The following is a 22,215-nucleotide window of genomic DNA, read 5'->3' as shown; positions in this document are numbered from 1 at the left end:
GGTTACCAAAAAATCCAGAGCGCCAGGCCGCCGAAGATCGTCCACTTCACGAGGTAGTACGCGCGCTTGTCCCAGGCCTTCAGGCGCTTGCCGACCACGCGGATCTGGTAGATGTACTTGAAGGCACGGTTCAGGCCGCCCGTCTTGTCGCCTGCATCGTTGGGCGAAGCGGCGGCAGCCAGCAGGTTCTTCGCAAACCAGCGGTTCACGGCGCTGGCCCAGCGGTACTTCAGCGGGCGCTCGATGTCGCAGAACAGGATCACGCGGTCGTGGTCGGTGGTGTTCTCGGCGTAGTGGATGTAGGTCTCGTCGAACACCACGGCCTCGCCGTCGCGCCAGTGGTAACGCTGGCCGTCGACGTCGATGTAGCAGCCTTCGACGCCCGGCGTCCACAGGCCCAGGTGATAACGCAGCGAACCGGCGAACGGGTCGCGGTGGCGCACGAGGCGGCTGCCCGGGGGCAGCTCGGCGAACATCGCGGCCTTGATGGTGCCGATGCCCTTGAGCAGTTCGGTGGTGCGCGGGCACAGCACGGCGGCCGAGGGGTGCGCATCGTCGTACCACTTCAGGTAGAAGCGCTTCCAGCCGCTCTTGAAGAAGGAGTTGAAGCCCACGTCGTTGAACTGGCTCGAGGCCTTGATGCTGCCGCCGTTGCGCATGGCCAGCGCTTCCTCGCGGATCACTTCCCAGTTTTCCTCGAGGATGCGCATCTCGGGGAACTGCGCGGGCGACAGGTACGGCGTACCGGGCACCTTCGAGAAAAGGTACATGAAGACGTTCAGCGGCGCCAGGAAGGTCGAGTGATCAGAGAGCTGTCTGAAGAACTTGTGCCGGACCTGGCCGCGGAAGTGAACGTAGAGTGCGCTGAGCACGAAGATGGCAAGAATGACCCACTTCATTGGTGAAAGTGTCCTGTAGACGAGCGCCGGGGGAGCCGGCTAGTGTAAATCCTTGCCCCGAAACAGGCCCGGCCGGGGCCTTTCCCCCCGGGCTCAGGCGCCGACGAGCAGGGGCTGCGGCACGTCGGCCTGCGCCAGCGGCAGCCGCACCGTGGCCAGCAGGCCGCCGCCTGGGGCCTCGCCCAGCACCGCGTCGCCACCGTGCCGGTCGACCACCGACTTGACGATGGCCAGGCCCAGCCCGCTGCCGCTTTGCGTCTGGTCGGGGTTGCGGAAGAAGCGGTCGAACACGCGCTCGCGCAGCGCGGGCGGAATGCCCGGGCCCGTGTCGGCCACGGTCAGCAGCGCCCGCGCGCCCTCGCGCGCCACGTGCACCGTCACGGTGGCGCCGCAGGGGCTGTACTTGATCGCGTTGTCGATCAGGTTGTCGATCATCGAGACCAGGCTCTCGCGCTCGCCGAGCACCGGCACGGCGTCGTCGCACACCAGTTCGAGCTCCACGCCGCGCGCACGCGCCAGGCCCTCGATCATGGCCAGCCGGTCCTGCACCAGCCCGTCGAGCGACAGCATCACGGGCAGCGCGTTGGTGGCCACCGCGTCGCTGCGCATGAGCTGCAGCAGCTGCCCCACCAGCCGCGCCGCGCGGTCGTTGCTGCGCAGCAGGTTGGCCATGAGTTCGCGCTGGCCTTCGTCGCTGCTCTGCTCCTTCAACGCCTCGACGTTCACGCGCATGGCCGCCAGCGGCGTGCGCAGCTCGTGCGCCGCGTCGGCGATCAGGCTGCGCTCGCGCGTGGTGCTGTCGCGCACCCGCAGCAGCAGGCTGTTGATGCTCTGCACCATCGGCTTGAGCTCCTTGTGCGGCGGCGTGTACGACAGCGGCGTCAGGTCGTCGGGGCCGCGTTCGGCGGTCTCGCGGCTCACCTGGCGCCACGGACGCAGCGCCAGCCGCACCGACAGCCAGGCCGGAAAGACCAGGAACGGCAGGCTGATCACCAGCGGCAGCAGGTAGTAGCCGCGCGACAGCACGGTGACGGCCAGCCGCCACACGCTGGGCTCGGCCAGCACCACGCGGGTGTCGGCGATGGGCGAGGCCATCGTGCGCGCGCGCCACTCGCGGCCGCCCGCGACCACGGTCTCGTTGCGGTCGGGCACCGAGTTCAGCAGCACGGGCACACCGGCGCGCGAGTTGTAGATCAGCTTGCCGTGCTGCCACACCTGCATGACCGCCAGGGCTTCCGTGGTTTCGTCGCCGTCGCTGAGCGCCTCGATGAGCGCGGCGTCGAAGGCCTCGAGCGCCTCCCGTTGCCGCTCGGGCTGGTCCTCCAGCTTCTGCGCAATGGAAATCGCCGCCTTGAAGATGCTGGTGAACCGGAGCAACCCCGGGTCCTTGTACGAGTCGTACAGCAGCAGCCCCACGGCCGAGGTCCACAGCAGCGCGACCACCGCCATCTGCGCCACCAGCAGGCGGCGCATCAGGGACGGCTGGTTCCAGTTCTTCCAGCCGCGCGCCAGCTGGCGCATCATTTCGACGGGCTCCGCACCAGCGATTGGGTGTCGATCACATAGCCGATGCCGCGCACCGTGCGGATGTAGCCCTGCCCGATCTTCTTGCGCAGGTTGGAGATGTGCACCTCGAGCGAGTTGCTGCCGTTGGCCTGTCCGCCGGGCAGCACCTGCTCTTCCATCACGCGGCGCGTGACCACGCGGCCGGTGCGCTTGAGCAGGAGCGCCAGCAGGTCGAACTCGCAGCGCGACAGCTCCACCGGCTCGCCATCGACGATCACGCCGCGCGTGGGCTCGTGCAACGCCAGGCCGCGCATGCGGATGGTCTCGTCGTTGAAGCCGTAGCTGCGGCGCGCCAGGGCCCGCACGCGCGACAGCAGCTCGGCGAGTGCAAAAGGCTTCACGAGGTAGTCGTCGGCGCCGTCGTCCAGGCTGCGCAGGCGGTCGTTGAGTGCATCGCGCGCGCTCAGCACCAGCACCGGCAGGATCTGGCGGGTGCGGCGCAGGCGCAGCAGCAGGTCGAGCCCGTCGCCGTCGGGCAGGCCGAGGTCGAGCAGCACCATGTCGAAGGCGCCGTTGTCGAGGGTGCGCAAGGCGTCGTCGAGCCGGCGGACCCACACCACGTCCAGGCCCTGGTTGGCGAGCGCAATGCGCACGCCATTGCCAAGATCAAGATCGTCCTCAACAAGCAAAAGATTCATGGGAAGGATTCCAAGCGAACAAGCCCGGTTCCGGGAAGTGGCCGAAGTATCTGCCACACCCCGTCGCTGCGCTTCAGGAAGCCTTCATGAAGGCTGCAGGGCTTCTTCAGGCGGCGTGCCCACACTGCAAGGCTCCTGTTTTCTTCTTCCTGCCTGGAGCATCGACGTGCCTCGCCCCTCACCTTCCACGGTTCGCCCCCACTGGGCGAACCCGCTTCACTTCCAGCGCCGCGACCTGCTGCGCGCCGTGCTCCTGGGCAGCGCGGCCGGGCTGGCGGCTTGCGGCGGCGGTGGTGGCGGCAACGCCGGCCCTGCCCCCATCGGCAACGACCCTCCCGTGGCGGCCACCGACCGCCGCGTGAAAGTGTCGACCACGCCCGAGGTCTCGCTGCAGGTGCGCGACTGGCAGCGCAGCGACGACGGCGGTCCCGTGCTCGTGCTGCTCGCCGGCCTGGGCGGCAACGCGCGCTGCTTCGACAGCCTGGCGCCCGCGCTGGTCGCGGCCGGCGCCGCCTCGCGCGTGCTGGCGGTGAGCCGGCGCGGCTACGGCCTGTCGGACAAGCCGCTGCCGGTGAAGAGCGCCACGCAGCACTACGAGGTCGACACGCTGGTCGACGACCTGGCCGCGCTGTGCGATGCGCTCGGCCTCACGCGCGTGGTGCTCGGCGGCCACTCGATCGCGGGCAACGAACTCACGCGCTTCGCGGGCCGCTTTCCCGAGCGGGTGCGCGGCCTGGTGTACCTCGATACCACCTTCGATTACACGAAGGACGCCGACACCGGCGGCGAAGACCCGCCGCTGAACCGCCGGCTCGACGAGCCCGCGCCCACGCCCGAGGACGGCCGCTCGATGAAGGCGGCCATTGCGTACCTGCGGCGCAAGTCCAAGAACTGGTGGCCGGCGCTCGAGGCCAACCTGCGCGACGCGCTCGACGAGTTGGCCGACGGCAGCGTGCGCCCCAACACGCCCGACGCCGTGGAAACCGCGATGGACACCGCGGCCCACCGCTTCTCGCCCGACTACCGACCGGTGCGCGCGCCGGCGCTGGTGGTGACCGCGCTGCCGTTCGACCAGCGCGACCTGTTCCCCTGGCTCGAACGCCCGCTCGACGCGCAGACCGGCCAGGACGCCGCCGACTTCCTGCGCATCTTCCGCCGCGTGCGCCGCGCCGACGCCGACCGCCTGGCCGCCGCGCTGCAGACCTCGCACCGGCTCACGCTGGACCACTGCAACCACACCGACTTCTTCATGGAGCGCGAGGCCGAGGTGGTGCGCGCGATCCAGTCGATGCGCTGGGCCTGATCCTTACTTGCGCAGCAGCTTGATCAGCGCCGCCAGTTCCTCGCCGCCAAGCCCCGCCGCATCGGCGCGCCGGAACAGGCCCGCGGCAAAGGCCGGGAACTCGGTGTTGATGCCCGCCTCCTGCGCGGTCTGCAGGATGCGCTGCGTGGCCTCGACCGAGATGCGCATCGGGCTCTGCGTGATCGCGAAGTCGCCCGACTGGATCACCGCGCCCTCGTGCTGAAGAAAGCCCGCGAAGGTCGGCATGATGCCGGCCACGATGCGGCCGTACTCGGCCACGTCGAAGCCTTCGTGCTCGGCAATGCGCGCGCCGTGCAGGAAGCCGAGCATCGTGCCGTAGATGCTGGACAGCGTGGCCAGGTCCATGGCCGCGGCGGCGCTGGCTTTCTCGCCGAGGTAGACGATGCCGCCCGCCAGCACCTTCAGCAAGGGCTCGGCCTCGGCGAACACGGCCTGCGCACCCGACACCAGCAGCGGCGTGTCGGGTCGGCCCATCTGGTCCGGCGCGGCCTGGATCGCGCCTTCGAGGTAGGCGGCGCCGTGGCGGTGCGCCCAGGCCTCGGCCTCGCGTGCGTCCTTCGGGCTGCCGGTGGTGAGTTGTGCGAGCAAGCGGCCGTCCATGGCGGCGGCCACGCCGTCCATCGCGAAGATCGCGTCGGCGGCGCGGTAGTCGTACACGCACATCACGGCCATGCGGCTCGCGCGCAAGGCCTCGGCCGCGCTGCGCGCCAGCACGGCGCCGCGGGCGACCAGCGCGTCGGCCTTGTCGGCAGTGCGGTTCCACAGCGTGACCTTGTAGCCCTGGTCGAGAAAGAGCCGCGCGATGACGACGCCCATGGCGCCCAGGCCCAGAACCGAAACTTCCTTGTTGGTGTTGCTCATGGCAATCCGATGCAGTGGTGGTTGATGACGCCTGCATGGTAGAAATTACACTTCCACATGGTCAAGTACCTACGATAAAGTAAGGTACTTACCAAATGGGAAGTATTGGAATCGCAAGGAGCAAGAGATGGCAGCGAAGAAGCCCTACAACTGCGGCATCGGCCCCGCGTTCGAGGTCATCGGCGGCAAGTGGAAAGCCGTCATCCTGTGGGAGCTGCACCTGCAGCCCTACCGCTTCGGCGAGCTGAAGCGGCTGCTGCCCGAGGTCAGCGAGAAGATGCTGATCCAGCAGCTGCGCGAGATGGAAACCGACGGCCTCGTGCACCGCGAGGTGTTCCACGAAGTGCCGCCGCGCGTCGAGTATTCCGAGACCTCGCTCGGCGCCACGCTCAATGCGGCGCTGGGGCCGCTGGCCGATTGGGGCGACCGCTATGCCAAGCGCGTGGCGGCGGCGCGCAAGCAGGCCGAAGCGGCGAAGTAGGAACGCAGCGCGTTCAGTCGGCCCAGCCGGTTTCGATCTCGGTCTTGACCTCGGTCATCAGCTTGTGCACCGGGCACTTGCCCGCCACGCGCAGCAGCTCGTCGCGCTGCGCCTCGGTCAGCTCGCCCGTCAGGCGCAGGCCCGACTTCAAGCGGTAGATGCCCTTGCGTTCCTCGCTGTCGTCGCGGTCGACCACGACCTCGATGTCTTCCACCGGAATGCCCTTGCGGCGCGCATAGAGCAGCACCGTGAGCGCCTTGCAGGCCGCCAGCGACGCGTCGTACAGGTCGTGCGGCTCGGCACCGCCGTCGCTGCCGCCGCCCGCGGGCGAGGCATCGACGGGGATCTCGTGGTTACGGATCTTGAGGATGTGGCGCGTGCCGGTGGTGCCGTCGCGGCGGATCGAGAGGGTCATGCCGATGTCCTTGAAGGGGGGAAAGAAAGCTCAGGCCAAGTCTTTCACATACAGGATGGTCGTGAATCCGCTGTGCCATTCGAGGTCGGGGTAGCGGCCGGCCTCGCGGTAGCCGAGCGCGCCATACAGGCCCTGGCTCTGCGTGTTGAAGGTGTCGGTCTCCAGCCGCGCCTGCGCCACGCCGTCGGCGCGCATGCCGGCTTCGGCAAAGGCCATGAGCGCACGGGCGATGCCCTTGCGCTGGTGCGCGGCGGGCACGTGCAGGGCCTGCACGAAGTCGTGCTCCCAGTGCACCATGCCGACCACCTCGCCCTCGATTTCCGCCACGAAGAAGGCCGGGCCGCTCTCGTCGATGTAGCCCACGGGCTCGCCGCTGTCGGCATAGGCCTTCGCGGCCTCGGGCGTGAGCTGCGGCAGCCAGGTGCTGGCGAAGGTGTCGTCGAGGATCGCCTTCACCGCGTCGAAGTCGGCCAGGCGCCAGGGCCGGATGACGATAGCGCCGGCGCTCACCGGTCCACCGCCAGCATCAGCGTTTCCTTGATCTCTTCCATCACCACGTAGCTGTGCGACTCGGCCGCCACCGGCAGCTTCTTCAGGATGTCGCCCAGCAGGTGCCGGTACTCGCTCATGCCGCTCAGGCGCGCCTTCACGAGGTAGTCGAAGCTGCCCGACACCAGGTGGCATTCGAGCACCTCGGGCATGTGCAGCAGTTCCTGCTTGACCTTGTCGAACACGTCGCCCGACTTGGCCGAGAGCTTGATCTCCACGAACACCAGCAGCGTCTTGCCCAGCGCCTCGGGCGACACGTGCGCGTGGTAGCCGGTGATGACGCCGTCGCGCTCCATGCGCTTGACGCGCTCGGCGCAGGGCGAGGCCGACAGGCCGATGCGCTCGGCCAGTTCGGTCATGGAAATGCGGCCCTGGCGCTGCAGCAGGTCGAGGATCTTGCGGTCGATTCGGTCGAGTTCGGGCATTTCACTCCGCGCGGGGCCTTGGACGGTTTTCGGCAGCGATTTTCACGGCAAAAGACCTAAAAACAATGGAATCCACTGCATTGTGCACTTTAGATTCACATCATTCCATTCAGATCAGCGGATACACCATGAAAGTCATCGTTCTCGGCGGCGGCGTGATCGGCACCACCACGGCGTACTACCTCGCGCGCTCCGGCGCCGAAGTCACCTTGCTCGACCGGCAGGCCGGCGCGGCCGAGGAAACGAGCTTCGGCAACGCCGGCCAGGTGTCGCCCGGCTACTCGACGCCGTGGGCCGCGCCCGGCATTCCGCTGAAGGCGATCAAGTGGATGTTCCAGAAGCACGCGCCGCTGTCGATCCGACCCGACGGCACGCTGTTCCAGCTGCGCTGGATGGCCGCCATGCTGCGCAACTGCTCGCCCGAGCGCTACGCCGTGAACAAGGAACGCATGATGCGCGTGGCCGAATACAGCCGGGGCTGCCTGCAGCAACTGCGCGCCGACACCGGCCTGCAGTACGAGCACCGCACCGGCGGCACGCTGCAGCTGTTCCGCACGCAGGCGCAGCTCGACGCGGTGCAGCGCGACATCGCCGTGCTCGAGGAATGCGGCGTGCCCTATGAACTGCTCGACCGCGACGCGCTGGCGCGCGTCGAGCCCGGCCTGGCCGGCGCGCGCGACCGCCTCACGGGCGGCCTGCGCCTGCCCAACGACGAAACCGGCGACTGCCACCTGTTCACGCGCGGCCTCGCCGAGATCGCACGCGGCCTGGGCGTGGACTTCCGCTTCGGCCAGACCATCGACGGCCTCGAGACCGACGGCGGCCGCATCACCGGCGTGCGCACGCGTGCCGGCAAGATCCTCACGGCCGACCGCTACGTGATGGCTTTCGGCAGCTACTCGCGCGCCGCCATCGCCTCGCTGGGCCTCGACATTCCCGTGTACCCGGTCAAGGGCTACTCGCTCACGGTGCCGCTGCTCGACGAATCGCTCGCGCCGCAATCGACCGTGCTCGATGAAACCTACAAGGTGGCCGTCACGCGCTTCGACAACCGCATCCGCGTGGGTGGCATGGCCGAGCTCGGTGGCTTCGACCTGCGCCTGAACCCGGCGCGCCGCGCCACGCTCGAGAAGGTGGTGAGCGACCTGTTCCCGGGCGGCGACCTGCCCAACGCCAGCTTCTGGACCGGCCTGCGCCCGATGACGCCCGACAGCACGCCCATCGTCGGCGCCACGCGCTACCCCAACCTGTTCCTGAACACAGGCCACGGCACGCTGGGCTGGACCATGGCCTGCGGCTCGGGCAAGCTGATCTCGGCCCTCGTGACGGGCCAGCGGCCGGAGATCCGCACGGACGGGTTGGCGATGGACCGCTACACGCAAGGGCCGTCGCGTTCGGCGCGCCCGAACCCGACGACGGCGCCGGCCTGACCGACGCCTGGGAGGCGACGGGCCGCCCGGGCCCGCGCTGACTTACTCGTCGCTCGCGTCGTTGCCCGTCATCGCGAGCACCTCTTCGACAAAGGCCTCGAAGCGCGGCAACGCGGCAGGCAGCCCGTCGAGTGAAGCGGCTTCGCCCGCATCGAAGAAATGCGGCGCATCGGCGGGAATGGCGACCCACTCCCCGCCTTCGACCAACAGCCCCAGATACCCCTGCGCCGTCGGCAGATAGAACAGCCCCGCGCTGTCGAGCACGCGCTGGCCGTCGGCCTCGCCGCGCCCCCAGCGCACGCCGTGGCGCGCGAGGTGGTCGCTGATCCAGCCGTCGCACACGTGCGTGTCGCGCCAGTTGGCCTGGCCATCGAATACGGCGAGCACGGGCATGGGGCGTCCTTCGCTGAAGCGTGAGGGATTACTGCAGGAAGCTGGGCTTGGCGTAGCCCTGGAACTTGCTGTCGACCACCGCCTTGAATTCCTTCGAGCGGTAGGCGTCGGCGATGTCCTTGGCCCAGGCGGCGTTCTTGTCGGCGCTCTTCACGGCGACCACATTCAGGTAGTAGTCGGGCGTCTTCTCGAGCACCACGGCCTCGGTGAGCTTCAGGCCCGACGAGATCGCGAAGTTGCCGTTGACGATGGCGTACTCGGTGTCACCCAGCGAACGCGGCAGCTGCGCGGCCTCGAGCGGAATGAACTTCAGCTTCTTCGGGTTCTCGGCCACGTCCTTCTCGGACGCGCGCAGCGGATCGATGCCGGCCTTGATCGTGACCAGCTTGTTCTGCTCCAGCAGCACCAGCGCGCGCGCAAGGTTGCTCGGATCGTTCGGCAGCGTCACGCGGTCGCCTTCCTTCACGTCGGCCAGCGTCTTGCGCTTGGTCGAGTACACGCCCATGGGCGCGATCGGGCCCTGCACCAGCTCGGCGAGGTCCAGCTTCTGGTCGGCCGAGAACTTCTGCAGGTAGACCCGATGCTGGAAGAAATTGGCGTCGAGCGAGCCCTGGGCCAGCGCGAGGTTGGGCTGCACGTAGTCGTTGAACTCGACCAGCTTCACCTTGTAGCCCTTCTTCTCGAGGATCGGAATGATGCCGGCCTTGAGCTGGTCGGCGTTGGAGCCGGCGGTGCCGCCGATCACGAGGTTCTTCTTGGCGTCCTGCGCCTGCGCCGACAGCGAGAGGCCGCCGAGCGACAGCGCGACGAGGGAAACGGCGAGAACGGAACGGCGCAGCAGTGCGGTTTTCATGGAATGGACAGAAAGATGAGAGAGGAAAAAGAAGAAAGGGACATCAACGCTTGTCGAGTCGGCGCGCCGTGGTGTTGCCCACGAACTGCAGGATCTGCACCAGCACCACGAGCAGCGCCACGGTGAGCACCATCACGTCGGTCTGGAAGCGGTAGTAGCCGTAGCGGATCGCCAGGTCGCCGATGCCGCCGCCACCCACCACACCGGCAATCGCCGAGTACGACAGGAAGCTCACGGCCAGCACGGTGAGCGCGAGCACCAGGCCCGAGCGCGCCTCGACCACCAGCACGCGCCAGACGATCTGCAACTCCGACGCGCCCATGGCGTGCGCCGCCTCGATCACGCCGCGCGGCACCTCGCGCAGGCACTGGTCGACCAGCCGCGCGAAGTACGGAATGGCCGCGAACGACAGCGGCACCGCGGCTGCCAGCGGGCCGATGGAGGTGCCCGCGATGATCCGCGTGAACGGCACCAACGCCACCAGCAGGATGATGAACGGGAAGGAACGCACCGTGTTCACGATCCAGTTGAGGATGTGGAACGCCGGCTTGTTCTCGAGCGACTGGCCCGGCCCCAGCAGGAACAGCAGGATGCCCAGCGGCCCGCCGATGAGCACCGCCGCCGACAGGCCGATGGCCAGCATCAGGAAGGTCTGGCCCGTGGCCGTCCACAGCTCGGGAAGGATGGGGGTGATGTTCTCAAACATAGGCCAGCTCCTGCGCGTTGCGCTGTGCGGTCGCCACGCGCGGCGCCACGGGTTCGCGCGCCTCGCGTTCGCGGCGGCGCACCAGTTCGTCGATCTCGCGACCCAGCGCGGTCTTGCGTTCCTCGCTCGGCGCATCGACGGCGAACTGCTCGATCAGGCGGCCCTTTTCGAGAATGGCCACGTTGCGGCACAGCACCTCGACCACCGAGAGCTCGTGCGTGACGATCACGATGGTCACGCCGATCTTCTGGTTGATGTCGCGCAGCGTTTCGAGCAGCGCGCGGGTGGTTTCGGTGTCGAGCGCCGAGGTGGGCTCGTCGCACAGCAGCACCTGTGGGCGCGGTGCCAGCGCGCGGGCAATGGCCACGCGCTGCTTCTGGCCGCCCGAGAGCTGGGCCGGGTAGGTGTCGATCTTTTCGGCCAGGCCGACGAGGTCGAGGCACTCGCGCACCCGCTCGTTGATCTCGGCCTTGGAGTGGCGGCCGTGGATCTTCAGCGGGAAGGCCACGTTGTCGAACACCGTGGCGTTCTGCAGCAGGTTGAACTGCTGGAAGATCATGCCGATGTTCTGGCGCGTGTCGCGCAGCTCGCGGCGCGAGAGCGTCGTGAGGTCGCGCCCGCCGACGAACACCCGGCCCGCATCGGGCCGCTCCAGCAGGTTGATGAGGCGCAGCAAGGTCGACTTGCCGGCGCCGCTCTTGCCGATCAGGCCGAACACGTCGCCCTGCTGGATCTCGAGCGAGAGAGATTGCACGGCGTCGAACACCTCGCCACTGGGCAAGGCAAACGACTTCTGCACCGATTGAAGACGGATGACCGGCGCCGCGTTGCCGCGTGCCGCATCAGGCGAAGGGAAGGTCATGAAAGAAGGCGCGGGCCGCACAGGCGCGACCGCGCAGGTTCGCAAAAAGGTGCCGAGTATGAAAAGAAACAAGCCGAAAGGGAACGAACAAATCGGCTCGTGCTTATATGAAAAATCAAATAAGAAAGACCACATGGAGCGAGTGGACGCCATATCGATATGAGGATTGGTTCGTTCCCGATCCGCGGCGGCAATGCCACATTCGGCGCCTTCATTTCTTCGATTTCGCGCCACCATGCATTCCACTTTCCGCCGCCGCGGCCTCACGCTCGCCACCCTCGCCACCCTCGCCACCGCCCTTTTCGCCGGCAGCACTGCCTTTGCGCAGGACAACAAGAACACCGTCAAGGTCGGCATTTCCGTCGGCAGCGCCGAGCAGGTGTTCGAGGTGGTCAAGAAGGTCGCCGCCAAGGACGGCCTGACCGTCCAGGTCGTGGTGTTCAACGACTACCAGCTGCCCAACGCGGCGCTGGCCGCCGGCGACCTCGACGCCAACGCCTTCCAGCACCAGCCCTTCCTGGACAACCAGATCAAGGCGCGCGGCTTCGACCTCGTGCCCGTGGGCCTGACCATCACCGCGCCGCTGGGCTTCTACTCGCGCAAGATCAAGTCGATCGACCAGCTGGCCGACGGCGCCTCGGTCGGCATCCAGAACGACCCCTCGAACGGCAACCGCGCCCTGCTGCTGCTGCAACAGGCCAAGCTCATCACCCTCAAGCCGAGGCCGTGAAGAACAACAATGCCACGCCGCTGGACGTGGTGACCAACCCCAAGAAGCTCAAGCTGGTGTCGCTGGACGCCGCCCAGCTGCCGCGCTCGCTCGACGACCTGGCCATTTCGGCCATCAACAACGACTACGCCGAGAAGGCCGGCCTGTCGTTCGGCAAGGACGCCGTCATCAAGGAATCGGCCCAGAGCCCCTACGCCAACCTGATCGCCGTGCGCCGCGCCGACAAGGACAAGCCCTGGGCCAAGCGCCTCGTGGCGGCCTACCAGTCGCCGGAGGTGCGCAGCTTCATCGAGACGCAGTTCAAGGGGTCGCTGATTCCGGCGTTCTGATTCCAGTGCCCGCGCCTTCCCCCAGAGAGGGAAGGCGCAATACAGGGGCGCTGCCTGGCGGGTTGGCGGACCGTGAGAAAATGACGGGTTCCCCCGAACACCAACCTCACACAGTCAGGACACCCCATGGACGCAGAACAGATCAACCAAATCGGCGCAATGCTCGCGGACCTGAGCGTCCGTACGGTCGATTTACGGAGGTATCTTTGACTACGATGCCAAAGCTGAACGACTGAGGACAGTCAACGCATCGCTCGAAGACCCGAACGTCTGGAACGACCCCAAGAAGGCCCAGGAACTGGGCAAGGAAAAGAAGTCGCTCGACGACGTGGTCGTCACGCTCGACCGGCTCACCAACGGGCTCTCGGACAACACCGAACTCTTCGAAATGTCGAAGGAAGACGGCGACCTCGACGGCCTGCAGGCCATTGCCGATGACGCCGCCACGCTCGAAGCCGACATCAAGCAGCTCGAATTCCGCCGGATGTTCAACAACCCGGCCGACCCGCTGAACGCCTTTGTCGACATCCAGGCCGGCGCCGGTGGCACCGAGGCCTGCGACTGGGCCAGCATGCTGCTGCGCCAGTACCTGAAGTACGCCGAGCGCAAGGGCTTCAAGACGCAGATCGAAGACGAAACGCCCGGCGACACCGCCGGCATCAAGGGCGCGACCATCAAGGTCGAGGGCGACTACGCCTTCGGCCTGCTGCGCACCGAGACCGGCGTGCACCGCCTGGTGCGCAAGTCGCCGTTCGACTCGTCGGGCGGCCGCCACACCAGCTTCGCCTCGATCTTCGTGTACCCCGAGATCGACGACTCGATCGAGATCGAGATCAACCCTTCGGACGTGCGCACCGACACCTTCCGCGCCAGCGGCGCCGGCGGCCAGCACATCAACAAGACCGACTCGGCCGTGCGCCTGACGCACATCCCGACCGGCATCGTCGTGCAGTGCCAGGACGGCCGCAGCCAGCACAGCAACCGCGACGTGGCGTGGAAGCGCCTGCGCTCGCGCCTGTACGACCACGAGATGCGCAAGCGCCAGGAAGAACAGCAGAAGCTCGAGGACAGCAAGACCGACGTGGGCTGGGGCCACCAGATCCGCAGCTACGTGCTGGACAACAGCCGCATCAAGGACCTGCGCACCAACGTCGAAGTCTCGGCCACGCAGAAGGTGCTCGACGGCGACCTCGACGTGTTCATCGAAGCCTCGCTCAAGCAAGGCGTCTGACCGATGAGCCTGAACACCGGCAGGGTCGAAGCCCTGATCTTCGACATGGACGGCACCATGATCGACTCCATGCCCTGGCATGCGCGCTCGTGGGTGACGTTTGCGCAGCGCCACGGCGTGCAGCTCGACGTGAGCGAGATCCTCGCGCGCACCACGGGCCGCACCGGCACCGAGAGCATGCGCGAGCTGTTCGAACGCGAGCTCTCCGATGCCGAGTGCCAGGCCATGGTGCACGAGAAGGAAGAGATCTACCGCGAGCTCTTCCACGACAACTTCACCGAGGTGGCGGGCTTCACCGCCTTCGCCAAGGCCGCGGTGGCACGCGGCCTGAAGGTGGCGGTGGGCACGGCCGGCGACAGGCACAACATCGCGTTCGCCATGTCGCGCCTGAAGATGGACCCGCTGCCGCTGGCCATCGTCGGCGGCGACGAAGGCTTTTCGGGCAAGCCCACGCCCGCGATCTTTCTGGAAGCCGCGCGCCGCATCGGCGTGGCGCCCGAGCGCTGCATCGTCTTCGAAGACGCGCCCTTCGGCATCGAAGCGGCCCGCCGCGGCGGCATGCGCGCCGTGGCCGTGTGCAGCACCCATACGGCCGCCGAGCTGGCCGGCCCCCACGTGATCGCCGCCGTTCGCGACTACAACGAACTGGCCCATTCGAATTTTCTGGAGACCCTCGATGCTGCTTCAGCGTGACGCCCAAGGGCAACCCATTGCCATCCGCCGCGAAGACTATGCCGCGCCGGCGTTCTGGATCGACACCGTCGACCTGACCTTCGACCTCGACCCCGCCAAGACCCGCGTGCTCAACCGCATGCAGCTGCGCCGCAACCCCGAGGTGCCGGCCCAGCCGCTGCGCCTGGACGGCGACGAACTCAACCTGGCGCGCGTGCTCGTGAACGGCCAGGGCGCCTCGTTCCGCATGGAAGGCGACCAGCTCGTCATCGACGGCTTGCCCGACGCCTTCGAGCTCGAACTCTTCACCACCTGCTGCCCCATCAAGAACACCAAGCTGATGGGCCTGTTCGTGAGCGAAGACACCTTCTTCACGCAGTGCGAGGCCGAGGGCTTCCGCCGCATCACCTACTTCCTCGACCGTCCCGACGTGATGGCGATGTACACCGTCACGCTGCGCGCCAGCAAGGCCGCCTACCCGGTGCTGCTGTCGAACGGCAACCTCGTCGACCAGGGCGAGCTGCCCGAGGGCCGCCACTTCGCCAAGTGGGTCGACCCCTTCAAGAAGCCCAGCTACCTGTTCGCCCTGGTGGCGGGCAAGCTCGTGGCGCGCGAGCAGCGTATCAAGGCCCGCAGCGGCAAGGAACATCTGCTGCAGGTGTACGTGCGCGCCGGCGACCTCGACAAGACCGAGCACGCCATGAACTCGCTGATCAACTCCGTGCTGTGGGACGAAGCCCGCTTCGGCCTGCCGCTGGACCTCGACCGCTTCATGATCGTGGCCACCAGCGACTTCAACATGGGCGCCATGGAGAACAAGGGCCTGAACATCTTCAACACGAAGTACGTTCTGGCCAACCAGGCCACCGCCACCGACGCCGACTACAGCAACATCGAAAGCGTGGTCGGCCACGAGTACTTCCACAACTGGAGCGGCGACCGCGTGACCTGCCGCGACTGGTTCCAGCTGTCGCTGAAAGAAGGCCTCACCGTCTTCCGCGACCAGGAGTTCAGCCAGGACCTGTGCGCCGACGCCTCGGCCCGCGCCGTGAAGCGCATCGAAGACGTGCGCGTGCTGCGCACCGCCCAATTCCCCGAAGATGCCGGCCCCATGGCCCACCCGGTGCGGCCCGACAGCTACATCGAGATCAGCAACTTCTACACCGTCACCATCTACGAAAAGGGTGCCGAGGTCGTTCGCATGATGCAGACGCTGGTCGGCCGCAAGGGCTTCGAAAAGGGCATCACCCTGTACTTCGAGCGCCACGACGGCCAGGCCGTGACCTGCGACGACTTCGCCCAGGCCATTGCCGACGCCAACCCCGATTCCGAACTGGCCCGCCTGCTGCCCCAGTTCAAGCGCTGGTACAGCCAGGCCGGCACGCCCCGCCTGGCCGCGCACGGCGTGTACGACGCGCAGAACCGCAGCTACACCCTGAGCGTGGTGCAAAGCTGCCCGCCCACGCCGGGCCAGCAGACCAAGGAACCCTTCGTCATCCCGCTGAACATCGGCCTGCTCGACGCCGCCACCGGCCGCGAGCTGCCCATGCAGCTCGAGGGCGAAAGCGACGTGGCACGCGGCACCCGCACCATCGTGCTGTCGCGCGCCGGCGAGCAGATCACCTTCGTGGGCCTGGACTCCGAGCCCGTGCCCTCGATCTTGCGCGGCTTCAGCGCGCCGGTGATCCTCGATTTTGCGTACACCGACGCCCAGCTGCTCACCCTGCTGGCCAACGACCCCGATCCGTTCAACCGCTGGGAGGCCGGCCAACGCTTGGGCCTGCGCGCCGCGCTGCAAGCCATTGCGGCGCACGCCACCGACACCACGCCGGTGCTCAACGACGCCTACCTCGACGCCATGCGCGGCGTGCTGCGCCACCCGCAGCTCGACGCCGCCTTCAAGGAACTGGTGCTCACGCTGCCGTCGGAAACCTACATCGCCGAACAGCTCGACGTGGTCGATCCGCAGCGCGTGCACCTCGTGCGCGAAGCCATGCGCGCCCAGCTCGCCACCGCCCTCTTCGCCGACTGGGAACAGGCCTACGAAGACAACAAGGACACCGGCGCCTACACGCCCGACCCGACCTCGTCGGGCCGCCGCGCGCTGGCCGGCATGGCGCTCAACTTCTTGTGCCTGGCGGCGCGCGCCTCGGGCGACACCGTGTGGCCCGGCAAGACCCTGCAGCGCTTCAAGGACGCGGGCAACATGACCGACCGCTTCAACGCGCTCAACGCCCTCGTGTCGTCGGGCCACACCCTGGCGGCGCAGGCGCTCGCGCGCTTCCACGCCATGTTCAAGGACGAGGCGCTGGTCATCGACAAGTGGTTCTCGCTGCAGGCCGGCGCCAGCGACCGCGGCGGCGACATCCTGCCGCTGGTCAAGCAGCTCATGAAGCACCCCGACTTCTCGCTGAAGAACCCCAACCGCGCGCGCAGCGTGATCTTCAGCTACTGCAGCGGCAACCCCGGCGCCTTCCACCGCGCCGACGCCGCCGGCTACGTGTTCTGGAGCGAGCGCGTGATCGAGCTCGACGCCATCAACCCCCAGGTGGCCGCACGCCTGGCGCGCGCGCTCGACCGCTGGAGCAAGCTGGCCGAGCCCTACCGCAGCGCCGCACGCGAAGCCATTGCCCGCGTGGCCGCCAAGCCCGACCTGAGCAAAGACACGCATGAGGTCGTCACCCGCGCCCTCGCCGGAAACTGAACCCACCGAACCCCACAAGATCCATGGCTCAACAAAAAATCTCCTTCACCCGCTACCTCGTCGAGCAGCAACGCGCCGACGGCCTCATTCCCGGCCAGCTGCGCCTGTTGCTCGAAGTGGTCGCCCGCGCCTGCAAGAGCATCAGCCAGGCCGTCAACAAGGGCGCGCTGGGTGGCGTGCTCGGCACCGCCGAGAGCGAGAACGTGCAGGGCGAAATCCAGAAGAAGCTGGACATCATCGCCAACGAAGTGCTCATTGAAGCCAACGAATGGGGCGGCCACCTCGCGGCCATGGCCAGCGAAGAGATGGAAACCATCCACGTGGTGCCCAACCGCTACCCGCAGGGCGAATACCTGCTCATGTTCGACCCGCTCGACGGCAGCAGCAACATCGACGTCAACGTGAGCATCGGCACCATCTTCAGCGTGCTGAAGAAGCCCGACGACACCCCCGGCGTGCAGGAAGCCGACTTTCTGCAGCCCGGCACCCAGCAAGTGGCCGCCGGCTACTGCATCTACGGCCCGCAGACCACCCTCGTGCTCACCGTGGGCAACGGCGTGGCCATGTTCACGCTCGACCGCGAGCAAGGCAGCTTCGTGCTCACGCAGGAAGACATCCAGATTCCGGCCGACACCAAGGAATTTGCCATCAACATGAGCAACATGCGCCACTGGGACGAGCCCGTGAAGCGCTACATCGACGAATGCCTGGCCGGCAAGGAAGGCCCGCGCGGCAAAGACTTCAACATGCGCTGGATTGCCAGCATGGTGGCCGACGTGCACCGCATCCTGATGCGCGGCGGCGTCTTCATGTACCCGTGGGACAAGCGCGAGCCCGAAAAGGCCGGCAAGCTGCGCCTGATGTACGAGGCCAACCCCATGAGCTGGCTCGTCGAGCAGGCCGGCGGCGCCGCCACCAACGGCAAGCAGCGCATCCTCGATCTGAAGCCCACCAAACTGCACGAGCGCGTGAGCGTGATGTTGGGTTCGCGTCACGAAGTGGAGCGTTTGACGCAGTACCACGCCGAGAAGCCTTGATTTCTTGGCTATAATCTGAGGCTTCGCCGGTGTAGCTCAGTCGGTAGAGCAGCTCATTCGTAATGAGAAGGTCGGGTGTTCGATTCATCTCTCCGGCACCAAATAAAAAGCCCCTGATTCGCAAGGATCAGGGGCTTTTTGCTGCGCGGCCTAGAAATTACGGCCGATAAGGGCCCGAAATCAATGCGGCCCCACTGGCTCAAGGCTGCGAAGTCGTTCTATCAGAGCCAGATTCTTCGTATGAGCGTGCTCGCCATAGTGCACTTCGCGATGGCACGCTGGGCACAGCGCGGCCACGAACTGCGGGTGATCCGGCCCTCCATCAGATACGCGCGTGGTGTGATGCGGCTCTAAGTACGGCGACCCGCCACTTCGATGAAACGGCGCCGGCTCCTTGCAAAGCTCACATTTCCCTGCTGCCCGCAAAAGCACATAGTCCCGCACCGCGCGGCTACGGTCATAGACCGTCCGGCTTCCCTTTGTGCTGTCTTTTGCGCCATCGACCTTGGACGCGGCAATTGCCCTGTTTCGAGACTCTTGCAGCGTCAGTTCCTCAGCAGAATCCTCCGCTGCAGCAAGCTCCAGTTGTTCAAGACGCGTGACCGGCACCAGCCGAAAAATGATTGCATCTCGAAGCGCTTTCTTCTTGTCCAGCGCACGAACCCAGTCATGCCCCTGGTACACAAATTCGCCGAGATACTTTTGGCCCTTGCCTTTGCCAATGGTCCGAAACAAGTGCAGCGCTTTTCCTCTGGCTGAGTGGTCGCGAACTGCCTTGTTGCCGCGAACGAACTGCATGTCGCCTTCTTGGCCTTCGCCTGAGAAAAAGAAGGTGCCCTCGTCATCGAATCGATCGGCGTAGCCATATTGCTCGCCGCTATCGCCAGTGAAAAGAAACGTCACTGGTGCTTGCGCCGAATCAGAAATTCCGCCTTGCCGACCGCCGCCAAACGGGTCATTGAGGTCTGGCCAGCGCCGATAAATCTCCCCAACAACAAAAGATGGAAGCGGCCCGGCGATTGGGAGTGAGGGTGTTTTGCTAGCCACGTCGGCTCACCGAGAAACCGATTTGGCTGTTCCCAATTCGACACTGGTCCTTCGATTTGGAAAAAATCACAGCGCACTGCACCTCGCGATTTGCACCGAAATAGCCTGGCATCACCCGCCCTTCGTTAACGATTGACTACACTTTAACGTCAATCAATCGGGCAGTTCACAGTTTGGCGCCCTCTACGCAATCATTGTTTCCTGGCTTGTGAGCCAAACCCTGGGCGCCCCGAGCAAGTCTGGTCGCTCGCCTGCCAATTTATTGAGCAACTGTGAAATGGCAGGACCCTCGCTAGATACACTTGTTTCATGACCGGAGTCCGGTACCGCTTCCGTTTATTGAAGGCGGGCAGGACCGGACAGACACACCTCATTGGCACAAGGCGATAGGAGAGCCCCACATGACCGATGCAGCTGACGCGGCGTTGGACACCCCACTCGTCAACGTCGCGCCGCTTGCCGCACGCTTGGAGCACTTCGCCACCGAGCGCGACTGGGCCCAGTTCCACTCCCCCAAGAACTTGGTGATGGCCCTGACCGGCGAGGTCGGCGAGCTGAACGAGATCTTTCAGTGGATGTCCGAGCAAGCCTCCACAGAAGCCGGCCGAAACCCACAGACCGCCCAGGCCGTTCAGGACGAACTCGCGGATGTCCTGCTCTATCTCGTGCGCCTGTCTTCCGTCTTGGGCGTGGACCTCAACGCTGCGGTCCAGCAGAAGCTGAAGGCCAACGCCCTGCGCTATCCGGCTGACAAGGTGCGCGGCAGCAGCAAGAAGCACAGCTCGCAGGAAGCGGGCGAATCTGGGAAGGATTGACGTGATCGTCTACGAGGCCGACAAGAAGCAATTTCTCAGCGACAACAACGACAGGGACATCGAGGAGGTCGTCTTCGCCAAGTACTTCCACACCACGGGACGCAACGTGTCTGCGGCAGAAAAGAAGTCATGGAAGGAGTCGCTTGGCTACATGTCGAAGGTCCTCAGCGACTCCGAAATTCCGAATGACGTCGGCGTGGCCGTTGAACTTCATATCCCGCAAAGTTCCAAGCGCATCGACATCAGCCTGACTGGCCGAGGCCACGACGACTCGAAGAACATCGTGATCGTCGAGCTGAAGCAGTGGGACAAGGTGAAGTCTTCGACCAAGGACGCACTGGTCAACACCTACCTCGGCGGAGGGCACCGAGACGTGGTGCATCCCTCATACCAAGCGTGGTCCTATGCCTCGTTGATGGAGGGCTTCAATGAGGCCGTCTATGCCGGCGGCATTTCAGTCCAAGCGTGCGCGTATCTGCACAACTACGAGCGCGATGGTGTCATCGACTCGGACCACTACGCCGGCTACATCGCGAAAGCGCCGCTGTTCCTGAAGGGCGAGACCGAGCGAAGCATGCTTCGCAACTTCATCAAACAGCACATCAAGTTCGGCGACCCGAGCGTGCTCTATGAACTGGCCAACGGCCGCATCAGGCCATCGAAGGCGCTCAGCGACAGCCTTGCGGGCCTGCTGAAGGGGAATCCCGAGTTCATCTTGATCGATGACCAGAAAGAGGTCTACGAGAACATCTTGGCTGCAGGCCGATCTGCATCGAGCACGAACCCCAAGGTGGTGATCGTCGAAGGCGGCCCGGGGACTGGCAAGACGGTGCTCGCCATCAACGCATTGGTCACCTTGATGGGTGCCGGCCTGAACTGCAAGTACGTTTCGAAGAACGCCGCCCCTCGGCGCGTCTACGAAACCAAGCTCGCGGGCACCATGACGCGCACGCGCTACTCCAACCTCTTCACGGGCTCCGGTGGTTTCATCGAAACACCCGCAGACCAGTTCGACGTGCTGATCGTGGACGAGGCGCACCGCCTGAACGAGAAGAGCGGCCTGTACGGCAACCTGGGCGAGAACCAAGTCAAAGAGTTGATTGCCGCCGCCAAGTGCACGGTGTTCTTCATCGACGAGGACCAGCGGGTCGCGTTGAGCGACATCGGCACGAAGCAAACCATTCGCACATTCGGCACAGAGAAAGGCGCGGAGGTCTCTGAACACGAGCTCGCATCGCAGTTCAGATGCAGCGGCTCCGACGGCTACATCGCGTGGCTCGACGACGCCCTCGCCGTTCGTGAGACCGCGAACAAGACACTCACGCCAGCCGAGTTCGACTTTCAGGTCTTCAGCGATCCGGCGGACCTGCATACGGCGATTGCACAGAAGAACAGCACAGGCACCGCCCGTGTCGTCGCCGGTTACTGCTGGCCCTGGACCAGCAAGAAAGACCCGAAGGCCTTCGACATCGTCATTGGCAGCTACCGCAAGCGATGGAACCTCGATGTCGATGGCAGCCTCTGGATCATTGCGCCGAACTCAATCAACGAAGTCGGCTGTATCCACACCTGCCAAGGGCTGGAGGTGGACTACATCGGCGTGATCATCGGCCCCGACCTCATCGTGCGTGACGGTCGGGTCGTGACGGAGCCATCAGCACGCGATCGGCATGACAAGACCTTGCGCGGCTACAAGGCACGGCTCAAGGCAGACCCGAAGAGCGCTACGGCAGAGGCGGACCTGATCATCAAGAACACCTACCGCACGCTGATGACGCGCGGCATGAAGGGGTGCTACGTCTACTGCAGCGACGAGGAAACCGCGAGCTACTTCCGCGCGCGGTTGTCGTCCCCCGTCGCGCTCACGTAGGCGCCGACGCGTCCGCTGCGTTGGTCCGTCTCAGCAGTTGCTGCGCAAGCTCTGCGACTTCGCCAGCCAGGTCTGACGCGATCCACATCACGTGGTCTCGGTGCACGGCACCGATCGCATCGAACCATTCACTGCAGTCTCCGTAGCAGCAGCTCAGCAGCGATTGCAGCTGGGACGACTTCTTCTCGAGAAGGTCGGCCGCGTCGGGGCAGGTTGCCCTGAGGGATTCGGGCGTGGTTTGCCCGGCGATAATTTGATCAGCCACTTGATGTGCTCCTTCGAAGGTAATGCACGTTGCTTGGTCAGACGGTCAGGGTGTTAGCGCACCCTGGCCGTCGCCTTTTGTGCCTCACATCGACATCGCTGCAGTGTGCATCG

22 protein-coding genes, 1 tRNA gene and 1 pseudogene are annotated in these 22,215 nt (G+C 65.8%); 11 read left to right on the top strand and 13 right to left on the bottom strand.

Annotation, left to right across the window (positions count from 1 at the left end; translation table 11 throughout):
* Positions 1–2: 2 nt before the first annotated feature.
* From lpxO to ACAM52_RS03885, 3 genes are all read right to left on the bottom strand, one after another.
* Positions 3–899: a lipid A hydroxylase LpxO gene (lpxO, locus tag ACAM52_RS03895; protein ID WP_159275736.1), complete on the bottom strand. Its 897-nt coding sequence runs from the start codon at positions 897–899 to the stop codon at positions 3–5.
* A 93-nt stretch (positions 900–992) separates the two neighbouring features.
* Positions 993–2,423 (bottom strand): HAMP domain-containing sensor histidine kinase, encoded by a 1,431-nt coding sequence (locus ACAM52_RS03890; protein ID WP_307694715.1) that lies wholly within the window; start codon positions 2,421–2,423, stop codon positions 993–995.
* Positions 2,420–3,103, bottom strand: coding sequence for a response regulator (locus ACAM52_RS03885; protein WP_062473337.1), 684 nt, complete (start codon positions 3,101–3,103; stop codon positions 2,420–2,422). The genes ACAM52_RS03890 and ACAM52_RS03885 overlap by 4 nt, the downstream gene beginning before the upstream one ends.
* A gap of 166 nt (positions 3,104–3,269) precedes the next feature.
* On the opposite strand from ACAM52_RS03885, the gene ACAM52_RS03880 reads away from it, so the two are divergent.
* A complete protein-coding gene (locus ACAM52_RS03880) occupies positions 3,270–4,406 on the top strand; it encodes an alpha/beta fold hydrolase (RefSeq protein WP_369646174.1) in 1,137 nt (378 codons plus the stop codon).
* Between the two features lie 3 nt (positions 4,407–4,409).
* Here ACAM52_RS03880 and ACAM52_RS03875 read toward each other — a convergent pair whose 3' ends face one another.
* Complete coding sequence (locus ACAM52_RS03875) at positions 4,410–5,288, bottom strand: NAD(P)-dependent oxidoreductase (protein ID WP_095950513.1); 879 nt, start codon at positions 5,286–5,288, stop codon at positions 4,410–4,412.
* A gap of 127 nt (positions 5,289–5,415) precedes the next feature.
* On the opposite strand from ACAM52_RS03875, the gene ACAM52_RS03870 reads away from it, so the two are divergent.
* On the top strand, positions 5,416–5,769 hold the full coding sequence (locus ACAM52_RS03870; protein ID WP_062473331.1) for a helix-turn-helix domain-containing protein: 354 nt from the start codon (positions 5,416–5,418) through the stop codon (positions 5,767–5,769).
* Positions 5,770–5,782: 13 nt separating this feature from the next.
* Here the strand turns inward: ACAM52_RS03870 and ACAM52_RS03865 are convergent, their stop codons facing one another.
* From ACAM52_RS03865 to ACAM52_RS03855, 3 genes are read right to left on the bottom strand one after another with little or no spacing between them, the layout of a single operon-like run.
* Entirely contained in the window at positions 5,783–6,184 is a 402-nt protein-coding gene (locus ACAM52_RS03865; RefSeq protein WP_062473329.1) for an OsmC family protein, read from the bottom strand.
* Positions 6,185–6,214: 30 nt separating this feature from the next.
* Entirely contained in the window at positions 6,215–6,694 is a 480-nt protein-coding gene (locus tag ACAM52_RS03860; protein ID WP_369646173.1) for an N-acetyltransferase family protein, read from the bottom strand.
* Positions 6,691–7,158 carry a winged helix-turn-helix transcriptional regulator gene (locus ACAM52_RS03855; RefSeq protein ID WP_062473326.1) on the bottom strand — a complete coding sequence of 156 codons (468 nt, stop codon included), beginning with the start codon at positions 7,156–7,158 and terminating at the stop codon, positions 6,691–6,693. Before ACAM52_RS03855 ends, ACAM52_RS03860 begins: the two co-directional genes overlap by 4 nt.
* Before the next feature lie 128 nt (positions 7,159–7,286).
* On the opposite strand from ACAM52_RS03855, the gene ACAM52_RS03850 reads away from it, so the two are divergent.
* Entirely contained in the window at positions 7,287–8,588 is a 1,302-nt protein-coding gene (locus ACAM52_RS03850; protein WP_369646172.1) for a D-amino acid dehydrogenase, read from the top strand.
* A 42-nt stretch (positions 8,589–8,630) separates the two neighbouring features.
* On the opposite strand, the gene ACAM52_RS03845 is transcribed toward ACAM52_RS03850, so the two are convergent.
* The 4 genes from ACAM52_RS03845 to ACAM52_RS03830 are packed head-to-tail and all read right to left on the bottom strand — an operon-like array spanning position 8,631 to position 11,402.
* Entirely contained in the window at positions 8,631–8,981 is a 351-nt protein-coding gene (locus ACAM52_RS03845) for a hypothetical protein (protein WP_369646171.1), read from the bottom strand.
* A 28-nt stretch (positions 8,982–9,009) separates the two neighbouring features.
* Entirely contained in the window at positions 9,010–9,834 is an 825-nt protein-coding gene (locus ACAM52_RS03840) for a MetQ/NlpA family ABC transporter substrate-binding protein (protein ID WP_099791683.1), read from the bottom strand.
* Positions 9,835–9,877: 43 nt separating this feature from the next.
* The gene (locus ACAM52_RS03835; RefSeq protein WP_056571730.1) at positions 9,878–10,540 is read right to left on the bottom strand and encodes a methionine ABC transporter permease; all 663 of its coding nucleotides are present in this window, start codon (positions 10,538–10,540) and stop codon (positions 9,878–9,880) included.
* Positions 10,533–11,402, bottom strand: a complete 870-nt coding sequence (locus ACAM52_RS03830; protein WP_070062373.1) for a methionine ABC transporter ATP-binding protein — start codon at positions 11,400–11,402, stop codon at positions 10,533–10,535. The genes ACAM52_RS03835 and ACAM52_RS03830 overlap by 8 nt, the downstream gene beginning before the upstream one ends.
* Positions 11,403–11,637: 235 nt before the next feature.
* On the opposite strand from ACAM52_RS03830, the pseudogene ACAM52_RS03825 reads away from it, so the two are divergent.
* The 6 genes and pseudogenes from ACAM52_RS03825 (at position 11,638) to ACAM52_RS03800 (ending at position 18,206) form a co-directional block, all read left to right on the top strand.
* Positions 11,638–12,461 (top strand): annotated as a pseudogene (locus ACAM52_RS03825) (MetQ/NlpA family ABC transporter substrate-binding protein).
* Positions 12,462–12,587: 126 nt separating this feature from the next.
* A protein-coding gene (prfB, locus tag ACAM52_RS03820; protein WP_095950518.1) for a peptide chain release factor 2 occupies positions 12,588–13,692 on the top strand; the annotation gives its coding sequence in 2 pieces (ribosomal slippage) (positions 12,588–12,668 and positions 12,670–13,692; 1,104 coding nt in all).
* 3 nt (positions 13,693–13,695) lie between these two features.
* A complete protein-coding gene (locus ACAM52_RS03815; RefSeq protein WP_070062371.1) occupies positions 13,696–14,385 on the top strand; it encodes an HAD family phosphatase in 690 nt (229 codons plus the stop codon).
* On the top strand, positions 14,369–17,068 hold the full coding sequence (gene pepN, locus ACAM52_RS03810; protein ID WP_369646170.1) for an aminopeptidase N: 2,700 nt from the start codon (positions 14,369–14,371) through the stop codon (positions 17,066–17,068). The genes ACAM52_RS03815 and pepN overlap by 17 nt, the downstream gene beginning before the upstream one ends.
* A 23-nt stretch (positions 17,069–17,091) precedes the next feature.
* On the top strand, positions 17,092–18,105 hold the full coding sequence (locus ACAM52_RS03805) for a class 1 fructose-bisphosphatase (protein WP_056571748.1): 1,014 nt from the start codon (positions 17,092–17,094) through the stop codon (positions 18,103–18,105).
* Positions 18,106–18,130: 25 nt separating this feature from the next.
* A tRNA-Thr gene (locus ACAM52_RS03800) sits at positions 18,131–18,206 on the top strand.
* Between the two features lie 79 nt (positions 18,207–18,285).
* Here ACAM52_RS03800 and ACAM52_RS03795 read toward each other — a convergent pair.
* A complete protein-coding gene (locus tag ACAM52_RS03795; RefSeq protein ID WP_369646169.1) occupies positions 18,286–19,152 on the bottom strand; it encodes an HNH endonuclease in 867 nt (288 codons plus the stop codon).
* Between the two features lie 401 nt (positions 19,153–19,553).
* Between ACAM52_RS03795 and ACAM52_RS03790 the strand changes: the two genes are divergently transcribed.
* Together ACAM52_RS03790 and ACAM52_RS03785 are read left to right on the top strand one after the other, a co-directional pair.
* Positions 19,554–19,967 (top strand): nucleotide pyrophosphohydrolase, encoded by a 414-nt coding sequence (locus tag ACAM52_RS03790; RefSeq protein ID WP_369646168.1) that lies wholly within the window; start codon positions 19,554–19,556, stop codon positions 19,965–19,967.
* A gap of 1 nt (position 19,968) precedes the next feature.
* On the top strand, positions 19,969–21,837 hold the full coding sequence (locus ACAM52_RS03785) for a DNA/RNA helicase domain-containing protein (RefSeq protein ID WP_369646167.1): 1,869 nt from the start codon (positions 19,969–19,971) through the stop codon (positions 21,835–21,837).
* Here the strand turns inward: ACAM52_RS03785 and ACAM52_RS03780 are convergent.
* The gene (locus ACAM52_RS03780) at positions 21,830–22,102 is read right to left on the bottom strand and encodes a hypothetical protein (RefSeq protein WP_369646166.1); all 273 of its coding nucleotides are present in this window, start codon (positions 22,100–22,102) and stop codon (positions 21,830–21,832) included. The genes ACAM52_RS03785 and ACAM52_RS03780 overlap by 8 nt on opposite strands.
* Positions 22,103–22,215 lie beyond the last annotated feature (113 nt).

It is taken from the genome of Variovorax sp. V118, assembly GCF_041154445.1.
GTDB classification, from domain to species: Bacteria; Pseudomonadota; Gammaproteobacteria; order Burkholderiales; family Burkholderiaceae_C; genus Variovorax; species Variovorax boronicumulans.
This window is presented reverse-complemented; position numbering and strand designations above follow the sequence as displayed.